10 protein-coding genes are annotated in these 14,799 nt (G+C 44.4%); 8 read left to right on the top strand and 2 right to left on the bottom strand.

Annotated elements, in window-relative coordinates; all coding sequences use genetic code 11:
- Nucleotides 1-61: 61 nt before the first annotated feature.
- The 4 genes from R2Q78_RS05865 to R2Q78_RS05850 all read left to right on the top strand — a co-directional run bounded on the left by R2Q78_RS05865 (nucleotide 62) and on the right by R2Q78_RS05850 (nucleotide 5,398).
- The gene (locus R2Q78_RS05865; RefSeq protein WP_316789789.1) at nucleotides 62-1,390 is read left to right on the top strand and encodes a sugar porter family MFS transporter; all 1,329 of its coding nucleotides are present in this window, start codon (nucleotides 62-64) and stop codon (nucleotides 1,388-1,390) included.
- Nucleotides 1,391-1,411: 21 nt separating this feature from the next.
- Complete coding sequence (locus tag R2Q78_RS05860; protein WP_316789786.1) at nucleotides 1,412-4,756, top strand: tetratricopeptide repeat protein; 3,345 nt, start codon at nucleotides 1,412-1,414, stop codon at nucleotides 4,754-4,756.
- A gap of 53 nt (nucleotides 4,757-4,809) precedes the next feature.
- Nucleotides 4,810-5,040: a DUF6965 family protein gene (locus R2Q78_RS05855; protein WP_316789784.1), complete on the top strand. Its 231-nt coding sequence runs from the start codon at nucleotides 4,810-4,812 to the stop codon at nucleotides 5,038-5,040.
- 100 nt (nucleotides 5,041-5,140) lie between these two features.
- Nucleotides 5,141-5,398, top strand: coding sequence for a hypothetical protein (locus R2Q78_RS05850; RefSeq protein ID WP_316789781.1), 258 nt, complete (start codon nucleotides 5,141-5,143; stop codon nucleotides 5,396-5,398).
- Nucleotides 5,399-5,598: 200 nt separating this feature from the next.
- Here the strand turns inward: R2Q78_RS05850 and R2Q78_RS05845 are convergent, their stop codons facing one another.
- Nucleotides 5,599-6,153 (bottom strand): ferritin-like domain-containing protein, encoded by a 555-nt coding sequence (locus R2Q78_RS05845; RefSeq protein ID WP_316789779.1) that lies wholly within the window; start codon nucleotides 6,151-6,153, stop codon nucleotides 5,599-5,601.
- A gap of 226 nt (nucleotides 6,154-6,379) precedes the next feature.
- Between R2Q78_RS05845 and katE the strand changes: the two genes are divergently transcribed.
- Nucleotides 6,380-8,539 carry a catalase HPII gene (katE, locus tag R2Q78_RS05840; protein WP_316789777.1) on the top strand — a complete coding sequence of 720 codons (2,160 nt, stop codon included), beginning with the start codon at nucleotides 6,380-6,382 and terminating at the stop codon, nucleotides 8,537-8,539.
- A 50-nt stretch (nucleotides 8,540-8,589) separates the two neighbouring features.
- Here the strand turns inward: katE and R2Q78_RS05835 are convergent, their stop codons facing one another.
- Nucleotides 8,590-9,063: an ankyrin repeat domain-containing protein gene (locus tag R2Q78_RS05835; protein ID WP_316789775.1), complete on the bottom strand. Its 474-nt coding sequence runs from the start codon at nucleotides 9,061-9,063 to the stop codon at nucleotides 8,590-8,592.
- A 282-nt stretch (nucleotides 9,064-9,345) separates the two neighbouring features.
- Between R2Q78_RS05835 and R2Q78_RS05830 the strand changes: the two genes are divergently transcribed.
- The 3 genes from R2Q78_RS05830 to R2Q78_RS05820 are packed head-to-tail and all read left to right on the top strand — an operon-like array spanning nucleotide 9,346 to nucleotide 14,719.
- On the top strand, nucleotides 9,346-10,086 hold the full coding sequence (locus R2Q78_RS05830; protein WP_316789773.1) for an Error-prone repair protein ImuA: 741 nt from the start codon (nucleotides 9,346-9,348) through the stop codon (nucleotides 10,084-10,086).
- Nucleotides 10,083-11,588, top strand: a complete 1,506-nt coding sequence (locus R2Q78_RS05825; RefSeq protein WP_316789771.1) for a DNA polymerase Y family protein — start codon at nucleotides 10,083-10,085, stop codon at nucleotides 11,586-11,588. Before R2Q78_RS05830 ends, R2Q78_RS05825 begins: the two co-directional genes overlap by 4 nt.
- A 2-nt stretch (nucleotides 11,589-11,590) precedes the next feature.
- The gene (locus R2Q78_RS05820) at nucleotides 11,591-14,719 is read left to right on the top strand and encodes an error-prone DNA polymerase (protein ID WP_316789769.1); all 3,129 of its coding nucleotides are present in this window, start codon (nucleotides 11,591-11,593) and stop codon (nucleotides 14,717-14,719) included.
- The last annotated feature ends 80 nt before the right edge of the window (nucleotides 14,720-14,799 follow it).

Below are 14,799 nucleotides of genomic sequence, written 5' to 3'. Positions count from 1 at the left end.
ATTTCTATTGTATTCTTGATTATATAAGTTCAAATTTGGTATAGTTAACCTGAACCTACAAATGCAGCAATTTAAAACTTCGTATCTTTTGTCTATCTCCTTCATCTCCGCATTAGGGGGATATCTGTTTGGTTTTGATTTTGCCGTAATCTCGGGAGCACTGCCCTTTTTGCGCGATCAATTTGGATTGAATGAATACTGGGAAGGATTTGCTACAGGTTCACTTGCTCTTGGCGCGATTGTAGGCTGCCTTACAGCGGGACGTGTCGCAGATAAATACGGACGCCGGCCGGGACTCTTTTTTGCAGCGGTTATTTTTGGTATATCCTCACTTGCCATGGCTTTTTCGCCTGGACTATATTTATTTATTACCTCACGTTTCGTGGCGGGAATAGGAGTAGGGATGGCGTCGTTATTGTCGCCTATGTACATCGCGGAAGTCTCTCCCGCCCAATACAGGGGAAGAATGGTAAGCATCAATCAGCTCACGATCGTACTTGGAATATTGATGACCAATCTGATCAACTATTCGCTGCGTAATAGTGGGCCTGATGCCTGGAGATGGATGTTTGGTCTGGGGGCTGTGCCTTCATTACTGTTTGTTCTTGGTGTGGCCTGGCTGCCGGAAAGTCCAAGGTGGTTACTCAAAGCAGGAAAGGAAAATAAGGCGCTGGCCGTACTGGAAAAAATCGGGGGTAAAGACTTTTCGATCAGCTCAGTAGATACGATGAAAGCTACTCTAAAAGGAAGTCAGGGAGTAAGCTATAGAGCGATATTTGAAAAAACTGTATTTCCGGCTGTTTTGGTCGGTATCGTACTGGCGGTCTTTCAACAGTTTTGTGGGATTAACGTCGTTTTTAACTACCCGTCGAATATATTTGCCAGCATTGGCGCATCTAAAGACGACCAGTTGCTTCAAACGGTGTTCATAGGTGGGGTAAATCTCTTTTTTACACTTCTAGCGATGTTTTTAGTTGATAAAATGGGCAGAAGACCATTGATGTTATTCGGGGCCGGGGCATTGGCTATATTGTATATTATTATTGCCCAATTGCTTTCTGCACAATCAGCATTAGTAGGGGTATTTTTACTGGCCGCGATAGGCACTTATGCCATTTCACTGGGACCGGTTACCTGGGTCTTGATTTCCGAGATATTTCCTAACCATGTGAGGGGTGCAGCATCTTCTATTGCTGTATTGTGTCTCTGGGCAGCCTATTTTATACTCACTTTTACGTTTCCTGTCCTGGCAAAATGGATAGGCATGGACTATACATTTTACCTGTATTCAGGAATCTGTGTGCTGGGTTTCATTTTTATCAGAGCAAGAGTGAAAGAGACCAAAGGAAAGACGCTGGAAGAGCTGGAATCGGTGTTTACACCTCACTAATCAACATTATATCTATCAAGAATGCCAATTAATACTATGGAAGTAAAAGCATGGGTGGAGCAGGTAATTATCCCCACATATGAAACAGGTAATCCGGAGAAGAATCCAATTTTTCTGGATAAAAGAGTTTATCAGGGGAGTACTGGTGCGGTCTATCCACATCCCGTGATCGAAAAAATATCTGATGAGAAGATAGACAAAGCATATACAGCAGTATTTATTGAAAATGAATACCTGAAAATCATGGTGCTTCCGGAACTCGGCGGCAGGATACAACGGGCTTTTGATAAAGTGCGCAATCGTGATTTTATCTATTACAATCAGGTAATTAAACCTGCACTGGTAGGCCTCACGGGTCCATGGATTTCAGGGGGAATAGAGTTCAACTGGCCACAGCATCACCGCCCAAGTACCTTTGATCCTATAGATTTTACTATAGAAGCACATGCTGACGGTAGTAAAACGGTATGGGTAAATGAACTTGAAGTGATGTTTCGTACAAAAGGAATGGCTGGTTTTACCTTATATCCTGATAAGGCGTATCTTGAAATCAAAGGAAAGGTTTATAACCGTACTCCATTCCCGCAAACTTTTTTGTGGTGGGCGAATCCGGCAGTAAAAGTGAATGATCATTATCAATCAATCTTTCCACCGGATGTATATGCTGTTTTTGATCATGGAAAGCGTGATGTTTCAGATTTCCCAATAGCCACAGGTACTTATTATAAAAAAGACTATTCTCCGGGAACTGACATCTCCCGTTACAAAAACATTCCGGTGCCTACTTCTTATATGGCCATCAAATCCGATTACAATTTTATAGGAGGGTATGAACACGATACACAAGCAGGCATGCTGCATGTGGCCAACCATCATGTTGCACCGGGCAAAAAACAATGGACCTGGGGCGATGGTGATTTTGGTCAGTCCTGGGACAGGAACCTGACAGATGAAGACGGACCATACATCGAACTCATGACGGGTGTATTTACAGATAACCAGCCTGATTTCTCCTGGCTGCAACCTAATGAGGAAAAGACATTTGAGCAATACTTCATGCCTTATGCCAAAGTTGGGGCAGTAAAGAATGCCACTAAGGAAGCCATGCTGAATGTAGAACTCAGAGGAAATACCGTCGACATAAAGGTCTACGCGACTTCATCTTATCCTTCGGCGATGATCAGTCTGTTTATAGACGGAGAATTGGAAGATGCCAGTTGCTTTGACCTTTCGCCATCTGCAGTTTTTGAAAAAAGCATTCAACTGAAGGCCGAAGTCTCAGCGTCAAGTATAAAAGTGCGTGTCGAAAAACAAGGTGGGGGTTTATTGGTGAGCTACGAGCATGAAGAGGTAGGTGCTAAAGAAATTCCCGCAGCAGCCACAGCGGCAAAAGATCCTGCTGACATTACTGCTATAGAAGATCTGTATCTTAATGGACTGCACATAGAGCAATACCGCCACGCGACTTATGTAGCTACCGACTATTACAACGAAGGATTGAAACGTGAACCGGGCGATATAAGATGTAACAATGCCATGGGGTTGTGGTACATGAGACGCGGAAAATTTGAAGTAGCTGAGCCGTTCTTCCGCAGAGCCATTCAAACTTTAATATCACGTAATCCCAATCCTTATGATGGAGAGCCTTATTATAATCTGGGCTGGTCATTAAAAATGCAGGGAAAGTTAGACGAAGCTTATGATGCAATTTATAAGTCGACATGGAACGCAGCCTGGCAGGATGCAGGTTTCTTCGCTTTAGCCAGGATTGCTTCGGAAAAAGGAGATTACGAAGATGCCATATATCTGGTTAATAAATCATTACTGCGTAACTACCACGCTCATTCTGTACGTCATCTAAAAACGGCAGTTCTGCGTAAAATGGGAAGATATGAAGAGGCGATGTCTTTCCTTAAAGAATCTCTCGTGATTGATCCTTTCAATTTTGGGTGTCTGTATGAAAAATACATGCTCGAGCACGAGACCGGAAATTTAGGTGCATCGGTAACCTCTTTAAATCAATTCCTGGAACTGATCAGGGATGATGTTCATAATTACATTGAATGTGCGCTGGATTATGCACAGGCGGGATTATATAAAGATGCAACTGGTCTTTTGGCGGTCTATATCAGTGAAAATGCTACAGCAGTAAGCCCAATGGTATACTACTATATGGGCTGGTGTTGTCTGCAGACAGGAGAAGAACAATTGTCTGAAATGTATTTTTCTCAAGCACAGCATGCCGTGCCAGATTTCTGTTTCCCTCATCGTATCGAAGATGTAGGTGTCTTGAAGTCGGCTATTAAGTTTAATGCCAATGATGCTAAGGCCTATTATTATCTGGGGAATTTCTGGTATGGTAAACAGCAGTATAAAGATGCAGTAGTCTGCTGGGAAAACTCTGTGGCAATAGACAATACATTTCCTACAGCTCATCGTAACCTTTCTCTTGCGTATCAGAACCACCTGAACGACTCGGAACGTGCACTACAGGTGCTTGAAAAAGCTTTCAGTTTAGATAAAACAGATGCAAGGGTATTTATGGAACTGGATCAGCTGCATAAAAAAATGGGGTATGCCCCGCAACAACGTCTGGCTTTACTGGAGGCACATCCTGAACTCGTTGATTGTCGTGAGGATTTGTACCTGGAGAAGATTACTTTATACAATCACCTGGGTTTATACGAAGAAGCGAGGAAACTTATTGTAAGCAAACAGTTTCATCCCTGGGAAGGGGGAGAAGGTAAGGTGGTCGGGCAATACCTGCTTTGTCACATTGAGCTGGCTAAAAAGTCATTACTGGAAGGAGCATACGAACAAGCACTGGACTTTCTTTCGGCGGCAGAGGAGTATCCCCATAACCTGGGAGAAGGGAAGTTGTACGGCGCTCAGGAAAATGATATAAATTACCTTAAGGGTTGCGCTTATCAGAAATTAGGACTCGCAGATCGGGCAGAAGAAGAGTTTTTGCTGGCCACCAATGGAATTACAGAACCGGTTCAGGCCATATTTTACAATGATCCACAGCCGGATAAAATCTTTTATCAGGGATTGGCATGGCTAAAGCTGAACGCCGATGACAAGGCAAAAGAAATCTTTGAACGGTTTATCCAGTTTGGTGAGTTGCATTTGCACGACGACATCAAAATAGATTATTTTGCAGTTTCACTGCCTGACCTGCTGGTATTTGATCAGGATCTTAATTTAAAAAATTATATCCATTGCTGTTATCTGATTGGTCTTGGTCACCTCGGACTCGGAAGAACAGAGGAAGCGAAAAGAATGTTTATTGAGGTACTGGATAGAGACGTTAACCACCAGGGGGCTACTATGCATCTGAAGCTGTCAACTATGGGTCTGCTTTAATGAAATGCCTTATCTATGGTTTAAATACTAGACTCATTTGCTAACTTTGTCTCATGACAACCGAAGAATTACAGGATTTAGAAAACAGTTTGCATGGATTGAAATTACCCGAGGTACCTATCGAATTATACAGCGGGACGATGATTGTCGATATCGATGTTTTTATTGAGAGGCAACTGAATATCCTGAGAACAGCAGTAGGGTCAAAAGGATACCCTCCAGCCTATCAGCATTTGAAAGATTTCATTAAAATAGTTGAGGAAACGCAGGATGACAACATGTAAAACATTATCCGTCAGGCCATTTGTCGGTGCTAAAAATTTTGAGCTTTCGCGGAGCTTCTACCGGAACCTCGGCTTTCAGGAAGAAATAATTACGCATAATATGTCTGTGTTCAAAACTGAAGGCATTGCGTTTTACCTGCAAGATGCATATGTAAAGGATTGGATTGACAACACTATGATTTTTATTGAAGTAGCGGATGTCGACCAGTATTATCAGGAATTATTAGCATTGGATTTACCCGCCAGGTACAAAGATGTGAGGCTTAGCCCAATACGTGTTGATTATTGGGGAAAAGAGTGTTTTTTACATGACCCTTCAGGGGTATTATGGCATTTCGGAACGTTTACGGTCTCTTAATGGAGTCGGTATGCGTTTGTATCAACTAGGGTGTTGCTCCGTATCAACTAGGGTATTGGTTCGTTCCAGACCGAGTCAACACCCTGTCAACACCGAACCAACACCCTAGCAACACCCTAGTTGATACGAACGCATAGTGAACGCGGCCCGAACTGACGGTCTCTTTAATTAAACTTTAAGGCGGGTAAGTGACTATCTGATTACTCCGCTGCTGCTTGCTCGTTGATGAAGCTTTCTGCAACAGTAGTTAAAGCGACATCTGTTGCTTTTTCATTATCGAGAGTGATCTGCAGCAGTTCAGCGACATCGTTATGGCCCATGGTCTGGGCAAATACCCTAAGTGTGCCGTAGGTAGCAATTTCATAATGTTCAACTTTCTGAGCAGCCAGTATCAATCCAGCATCCCTGATCATGGTACCTGCATCGGTATCTTCAATAATGCCGTCTGCTTCTTTTAGCAGTCCTTCCATAGCATCACATTTCTTAGCCTGAGGTTTCTCATCCAGAAGTTCAAATACCTTTTCTAATGTTGCAATGTGTGTATTTGTCTCTTCCGTGTGCTTATGAAATGCTGCAGCCAGTTCTGTGCTGGTAGCTGCTTTTTTCATTTTAGGTAAAGCCTTCAACAGGTGTTTTTCGGCCCAGTAAATGTCTTTTAATTCATCTACAAAGAATTCATGAAATTCTGAATCTTCCATTTTTCCTGTCTTCGATTTTGCGGCGGGTTTTGCGCCTGCTTTTGTTGTAGTTGCCATAATTTTAGTTTTTCGTTAGATATATGTTTTGATGTTTAATGCAATAAATGTCCAGTCCGTGTCTGACCACGAAGCAAGTAATATGTTAAAAAAGAGAGATGTTATTTCTGTTGAGACCGAATTTGTTCAAGCGTATTGTCTGTGTAATTAACATTAACTGATTCAGAATGTTTTAATTAAAACAATTTTCATTCCGGGCAGTTATGATCCTATCAAATCTACTACTATGGCTAAAAACAATTCCCCGGCAAAGCCAGGGAACCAAACCGAAAATGAAAAAACAAAAACGTTGAAACCCCATATAGCAGATGCAGCCGGGGAGCAGATGACAACAGATCATGGCGTACGGATCAACGATGATCAGAATTCTCTTAAAGCAGGAGAGCGTGGAGCAACATTACTGGAGGATTTTATCCTGAGGGAGAAGATTACCCATTTTGACCATGAGCGTATTCCTGAACGCATTGTGCATGCCAGAGGATCTGGTGCCCATGGCGTATTCAAGTTATATAAATCTCTGGGGGATGTGACGAAGGCAAATTTCCTGAACGATACGGAAACAGAAACACCGGTGTTTGTTCGCTTCTCTACAGTTGCGGGCTCACGTGGCTCTACTGATTTGGCGAGAGATGTGAGAGGTTTTGCCGTAAAGTTTTATACCCAGCAAGGAAATTTTGATCTGGTTGGTAACAACATGCCGGTATTCTTTATCCAGGATGCGATGAAATTTCCTGATCTTGTGCATGCTGTTAAACCAGAGCCTGATAATGAAATGCCTCAGGCTGCTTCAGCACATGATACTTTTTGGGATTTCATTTCACTGATGCCGGAATCGGCGCATATGATCATGTGGGCAATGAGTGACAGGGCTATTCCCCGTAGTTTGCGGATGATGGAAGGCTTCGGTGTACATACGTTTAGGTTTATCAATGAAAGCGGCGAGGCAAGTTTTGTGAAGTTTCACTGGAAGCCTTTGTTGGGTGTGCATTCAGTGGCCTGGGATGAGGCACAAAATATTTCAGGTAAAGATCCTGATTTTCACCGCAGGGATTTATGGGAAGCCATTGAAAGTGGTGCTTTTCCGGAATGGGAACTGGGGGTGCAAATTGTGCCTGAAGCCGATGAATTTAAGTTTGAATTCGACCTGCTGGACCCGACGAAATTAATACCTGAAGAATTGGTACCGGTGCAGCGTGTAGGTAAAATGACACTGAACCGCAATCCGGATAATTTCTTTGCAGAGACTGAGCAAGTAGCCTTTCATGTGGGACATATCGTACCGGGGATAGATTTTACCAATGATCCCCTGATGCAGGGCAGGTTGTTTTCGTATACCGATACGCAACTGATCAGATTGGGCGGGCCTAATTTTCATGAAATTCCAATTAACCGGCCGGTCGTTCCGGTGCACAATAACCAGCGGGATGGCTATATGCGTCAAACCATTAATAGAGGCAAAACAAGCTATGGCCCAAATTCCCTGGGTGATAATGATCCGCAACAGGTTAAGGCAGCTGATGGTGGTTTTACTTCCTATCAGGAGCGAATTGATGCTAAAAAAGTAAGGGCCAGGAGCAAGAGCTTCTTTGATCATTTTAGTCAGGCAACCTTGTTTTTTAATAGTCAGTCCCAGCCCGAAAAGAACCACATTACAGATGCCCTGAGTTTTGAACTTGGTAAAGTTAAAACGGTCGCCATCCGGGAAAGAATGTTGGGGATCCTTAACCTGATTGATCAAAAACTGGCAGGGGATGTTGCTTTCGCTCTAGGCTTAAAAGTCCCTGAAAAACCGGAACGGCCAATCAACCATAGCATTCCGGCCGACGGGAAACCGGAAGATTACGATTCCCTGATTGTAAAAAGCAGTTTAAAATCGTCTCCGGCACTGAGCATGGCCAATACCATTAAAGACACCATCAAAACCCGAAAAATAGCTTTCCTGGCCGCTGATGGCGTGAATGGCAGTGCGTTAAACGCAGTTAAAAAAGCATTAACAGCTGAGGGTGCTGTGGTAGAAGTGATCGCTCCGAAACTCGGAGAGCTGCTGGCTGCGGATGGGACTAAAATTCCTGTAGATCAAAGTTTTTTAACTGCTGCATCGGTACTTTATGATGCGGTGTATGTGCCGGGAGGAGATAAGAGTGTCGCTGCAATAGCAGCAGAAGCCAATACCATACATTTTTTAAATGAAGCATTTAAGCATTGTAAGGCAATTGCGGCTGATCAGGACGCTAAGGCTGTACTGGATGCCACTTATTTTGGTTCGGCTAAACAGCCCGGACTCGTGATTGGGGGTGATGCTAAAAAGCTTATTAATGAATTTATTGCTGCTATTGCACAGCACCGTGTCTGGGAACGTGAAAAACCACGTCAGGTGCCGGCATAGTTTTTATAAAGCTGTCTTTAATGTAGTCGCATTAAAGACAGCTTTTACAATTATGCTTGGAGGATGTTTATCGCTGCGGTATTTCCCTGCTGCGCAGCCAGATCCAGAACAGAAAGTCCGCGGACGTCAAGTATTGTCTTGTTAGCTCCGTGAGTTAGCAGAAGCTGTAAGACTTCATTTCTTCCAAACATGGCAGCAAACATCAGGGCCGTACCGCCATTACCATGCTGAAGGTCTAAATTGGCTCCATGGCTGATCAGCAATTCCGCGATGTTCCGATAACCTTTAAATGCAACACCCATGAGTGCGGTATTTCCGCCATGGTCCTGGGCATTCACATTGGCTCCGGCTTCCAATAATAACTTAGCTGCCTGGTATTGATTATTGTAGCAGGCAATGATGAGAGGAGTATATCCTTTCTCATCCTGTGCATCAAGATCTGTTTTTTGGCGGATCAATTCCTGAAGTACTTCTATATTACCTAATCTCGCAGCATGAATGATTACCTGAGTTGTTTGTGTCATAAAATTTAAATGTGATGTGTTTACATCTTGTAACCATTTAGCACTGATTAAGTTTTATGAACCTATACTTTTCAGGAAAAATTATCTCTGATGTACTGCCTGGCCTGCTCCTGTGTCAAAACAGCGAAATCCTTGTAGCGGTCATGAACATCAATGCAGAGATAAATAGGCTGTAATATTAATATCTTTTATATTTAACCATAATACTAATATTATTAGTATTATATTTGTTAATTCATTTTTTATACTAATATAAATCGCTAAAAGTAAGGAAGGGGTACTATGAACGCGACAAAGGAATTGATTGACAAATTGCAGCGGGATATTCTGCATTGGCAAGGTTTTAAACAACAGGGAGCTGCCTCTGCTGAGGCCATTGGTCTGGGGGCAATCGAATGCGCTTTCCCGAATGGTATTTTTCCAAAAAAAGCAATACATGAATTTATAACAGTAGAACCGGAACATTCGGCCGCAAGTGCCGGATTTATCGCTGGTATCCTAAAAACGCTGCTTTCAAAGGGTGGTGCCTGTTTGTGGATCAGTACTTCCAGAACGTTTTTTCCACCCTCTCTAACTGCATTTAATGTAGCGCCGGAGCGGATCATCTTTATTGATGCAAAAGAGGAAAAAGAAGTACTCTGGGTGATGGAGCAAGCACTAAAATGCGGCGGACTGGCTGCGGTAATAGCGGAAGTTAAGGAAATCAACATCATCCAGTCGCGCCGCTTACAACTTGCCATTGAAAGCAGTAAGGTAACTGGTTTTTTACTGCGCAATGATCCGCAAAAGCTGGGTAGTAATACCTGTGTTGCCCGCTGGAAAATTACCCCTTTGCCAAGTGTGCTGGAGGATGAGTTGCCTGGAGTAGGTTTCCCGCGGTGGCAGGTTGATTTGCTCCGTGTCCGCAATGGTAACCCTGGCAGCTGGAAACTGGAATGGGTAGCAGATGCTTTCAGGCCTGTCGTTGATGTGGTTGAAAAAGAAGAGGCAGTTGTAAAACAGATAGCCGGACATTACGCATGACGAACAAGCGCTTTATATCCTTGTGGTTCCGTTATTTATTGACGGACTGGCTGACGCTTAAACGGCCGGAACTTAAAGAAGTACCTTTCGTTTTTGCTGCATCTGTACATAACCGTGTGGTCGTTACTGCAGCTAATTCCTTAGCAGAAGCAGAGGGCGCTTTTAAGGGAATGGCACTGGCCGATGCCAAAGCAATTGCAAAAAACCTGGAAGTAGTGCCTCATATAGAAGGACAGGAGGAGAAACTATTAAAAGCGGTGGGGGAATGGTGTATCCGGTATTCCCCTCAGGTTGCTGTTGACCTGCCCGATGGATTGATCCTGGATATTTCAGGATGTGCACATTTGTGGGGAGGAGAGCGCGGATATTTGAAGGAAATGGTAACCCGGCTGATTTCTAAAGGTTATCATGTGCGTGGAGCCCTGGCTGATACAGCAGGTGCCGCCTGGGCAATTGCACATTTCGGTAAGGTAAAACCGATTATCGAACCGGGCGGACAAGCAGAGGAGTTATTGGATCTGCCCCCTGCCGCTTTGCGTTTGGAGCCTGCGGTGTTGGACCGCTTGCATAAACTGGGTTTTTATACCATAAGAAGTTTTATAAGCACTCAGCGTTCTGCATTACGCCGCCGCTTTGGTCCCGATTTTTTATTACGTATTGATCAGGCTCTGGGCTATGAAGATGAGCCTTTGATACTGCTGCAGCCAGTCGAGTTCTACATAGAGCGTTTGCCTTGTCTGGAGCCCATACGTACCAGGACAGGTATTGGAATTGCAATTAAAACCTTATTAGAGCGATTGTGCGAACGGCTTTACAAGGATGGAAAGGGTATACTCGTCGCTATTTTAAAGTGTTACAGGCTGGATGGAGAAGTCATACAGATCCAGATTGGCAGCAGCCGTGCATCCAGTCATGTCGCACGTTTATATCAACTGTTTGAATTAAAAATAGAATTGATCCGGCCTAAGCTGGGCATTGAGTTATTTACGCTGGAAGCCCATAAGATAGGTGATGCAGATTCTGAACAGGAATATTTATGGCAGCCAGAGGGTTGCGGACTAGAAGATAAAGGTTTGTCAGCGCTTTTAGACACGCTGGCCAATAAGATTGGGGCAGATAAGATTCATCGCTATTTACCCCAGGAGCGTCATTGGCCCGAAAAATCCCTTAAGCTGGCATCTTCCCTCAGGGAACCTCCGGCTACATCATGGCGCGAAGACCGGCCCAGACCATCACTGCTGCTGCCAAATCCGGTAAGCATACAGGTGAGCTCGATACTGCCTGATAATCCACCTATACTATTTACCTATAAAGGAGTACGTCATGTCGTAAAAAAGGCAGATGATGCAGAACGTATTGAACGGCCATGGTGGGAAGATAAAGGACAGCACAGGGATTACTATGTGGTAGAAGACGAGGAAGGACGCCGGTATTGGATATTCCGTTCCGGGCATTATCATGATGAACGCTCTGGTTGGTATTTACATGGATTTTTTTCTTGATTATGGAATACTCAGAGCTACAGGTAACTACTAATTTTACGTTTATGCGGGGCGGTTCGCATCCAGAGGAACTGGTGACATGCGCTGCTGAACTGGGCTATACTAAAATAGCGATCACCGATCGAAATAGTGTGGCCGGAGTAGTGCGTGCGCATCAGCAGGCAAAAATCAAAGGAATTGGTATCATTCCGGCCTGCCGGCTGGATCTGGAAGACGGGCCCAGTTTATTGGCTTATCCTACAGATATTACTGCCTGGGGACGCATGTGTGCTTTGCTCAGCCTGGGTAACCTGCGGACGGAAAAAGGGAAGTGCCAGCTGTATAAAAGGGATGTTTATGCCTACAGGAAAGACATTAAGTTTATTGTAATTCCTCCTGAGCGGCTGAATGCCCGCTTTGATTTTAATGAAGATTTTAAGGAAGACTTAAAAGAATATAAGCGGATTTTCGGGACGGATCTATACCTGGCTATTTCACGTTATTATAGCGGAAATGACAATAAACGGTTTCATCGGCTGGCCAATCTGGGTGTTCCTTTGGTGGCTACCAATGATGTGCATTACCATATTGCTGAACGAAGAGAATTGCAGGATATACAGACTTGTGTGCGGGAAAAATGTACCATCACCAATGCGGGTTTTCACTTGCATGCCAATGCGGAGCGGCATTTGAAATCCAAAGAAGAACTGGAAAGATTGTTTAATCAATATCCTGAAGCATTGGTACGCACACAGGAGATAGCTGATGCCTGCAACTTTTCATTGGATACGCTCAAATACCTGGAGCCGGAATGGGCCAGTCCGGATGGACGGACAGCCGATGAACATTTGGCAGAATTGACCTGGGCGGGTGCGGAAAAAATGCTGGGTGATCAAATGACTGAAGAACTGCAGGAACAGATACAATTTGAGCTGGATTTCTTCAAGCGGCGTAAACTAGCGCCTTATTTTTTGCGCATATATGCCTACACCAGCAAAGCGACAGAATTGGGTATCCTTCACCAGGGGCGTGGCTCTGCAGCCAACTGTGCCGTCTGTTTTTGCCTGGGCATTACACCTGTAAATCCCCTTAAATCAAGATTACTTTTTTCGCGGTTCATGTCGGACGCCCGTGATGAATGGCCGGATGTGGATGTGGATTTTGAGCATGAGCGAAGAGAAGAAATTATACAATGGATTTATGATACCTATGGGCGGGAGCATGCGGCCATTGTGGCAACCGTAACCCAGGAGCGCCATAAAGGTGCAGTAAGGGATGTAGGCAAAGCTATGGGTTTATCCGAAGACACGATTAAGCGCCTTTCGGGCATCATCTGGCATCATTATGAAGATAGTTTCGACCAGGAAAGAGTTATTGAACAGGGATTGAACCCTGATGACCCTTTGATCAATAAAGTGCTGGAATTGACCGCCTCATTAATCGGATTTCCCCGGCAGCTGGGGCAGCATACAGGTGGATTTGTGATCACACAATCTAAGCTATCTGATATTTGTCCGGTGATGAATGCCCGGATGAAAGACCGTACCCAGCTGGAATGGAACAAAGACGATCTGGAAGCACTGGGCATTTTAAAAGTTGATGTGCTGGCATTGGGCATGCTGACCTGTATCCGCAAGGCTTTTGACCTGGCTAAACAGCATTATGGGCTTGACCTGACTTTAGAAAACGTTCCACAGGATAGGCCTGAGGTTTACGACATGATCTGTAAAGCAGATACATTGGGGGTGTTTCAGATAGAAAGCCGTGCGCAGATGTCTATGCTTCCGCGTTTAAAGCCGCGCAAATTTTATGATTTGGTGATTGAAGTGGCGATTGTGCGTCCGGGGCCTATTCAGGGAGATATGGTGCATCCGTATCTGAGAAGGAGAGATGGGATTGAACCGGAGGAATATCCAAAAGAAGAATTAAGAGAAGTTTTGAGTAGAACCAAAGGAGTTCCCCTCTTTCAGGAGCAGGCCATGGAGATTGCGATGGTTGCCGGTGGTTTCAGTGCCGCAGAGGCCGATCAGCTGAGACGAAGCATGGCTACCTTTAAAGCCAAGGGCATGGTGAGTGAATTCCGGGAAAAGCTGGTAAATGGAATGGTTGGAAAAGGCTATGAACAGAGTTATGCTGAGAGGGTATTTAAACAACTGGAAGGATTTGGTAGCTATGGTTTTCCTGAAAGTCATGCCGCAAGTTTTGCCCACCTGGTTTATATTTCCTCATGGATCAAATGTCATTATCCGGATATCTTTGCGGTGGCCTTGCTGAATAGCCAGCCGATGGGTTTTTATCAACCCGCCCAGATTGTGATCGATGCAGAGCGCCATGGAGTGGTGATGCGGGCGGTAGATGTCAATCATTCTGAATGGGACAATACACTGGAAGAGAAAGATGGTGATTATTGTGCGGTAAGATTGGGTTTCCGGCAGGTTTCCGGGCTCAATGAAGATGACATGTATACTTTGATCAGTAACCGGCCTGAGGGAGGGTATAAGAGTATGAGTGAGCTGAATGGATCGGGGATACCCCAGCATGCCATAGAAATACTAAGTGATGCTGATGCGTTTCGCTCGATGAATATGGACAGAAGGCAAGCTTTATGGGAAGCTTCGTCCCTGCAGGACCATCCGGTCGCACTTTTTAAAGGTCAGCCTTCTGAAAGCGTGCATGAGGGACAGGTGTCGCTGCCGCTAATGACAGATGCAGAACATGTGGTACAGGATTATGCAGTTACAGGCTTGTCTATAAAAGCCCATCCTGTAAGTTTTGTGCGTGAAAAATTACAGCTGCTGCGTGTAGAGGAGACCGCACGTTTATCTGAATTCAAAAATGGTGACCTGATAAAGGTAGCTGGTTTAATCACCGTGAGGCAAAGACCCGGAACCGCTAAAGGAGTTTTGTTCATTACCATTGAAGATGAAAGTGGGTTTGCCAATCTGGTAGTCTGGCAGAAAGTTTTTGAAGAATACCGTAAGGAAATCCTCCAGTCCCGGTTATTTATGGTAGAAGGTAAACTGCAGATTGAAGGATCAGTGATCCATGTGGTGGTCAGGCGCTGCTTTGATCTGACAAAGCTGCTGCGTGGTCTTAGCATTCCGGACGAGAAAGAGCGGGAAGTTTTTCATGGAGGAAGGAATTTTAAATAGGACACGGTATAACCCTGATAGTACACTGGTAGTAGACTGGTGGCAGATTGCTTCGCAAAAAGGTACTTGTTTTGTGAGGG

This window comes from Pedobacter frigoris (genome assembly GCF_032678645.1).
Taxonomy (GTDB): domain Bacteria; phylum Bacteroidota; class Bacteroidia; order Sphingobacteriales; family Sphingobacteriaceae; genus Pedobacter; species Pedobacter frigoris_A.
Note: the sequence above shows the minus strand (reverse complement) of the source record. Positions and strands in the feature narration are given on the sequence as shown.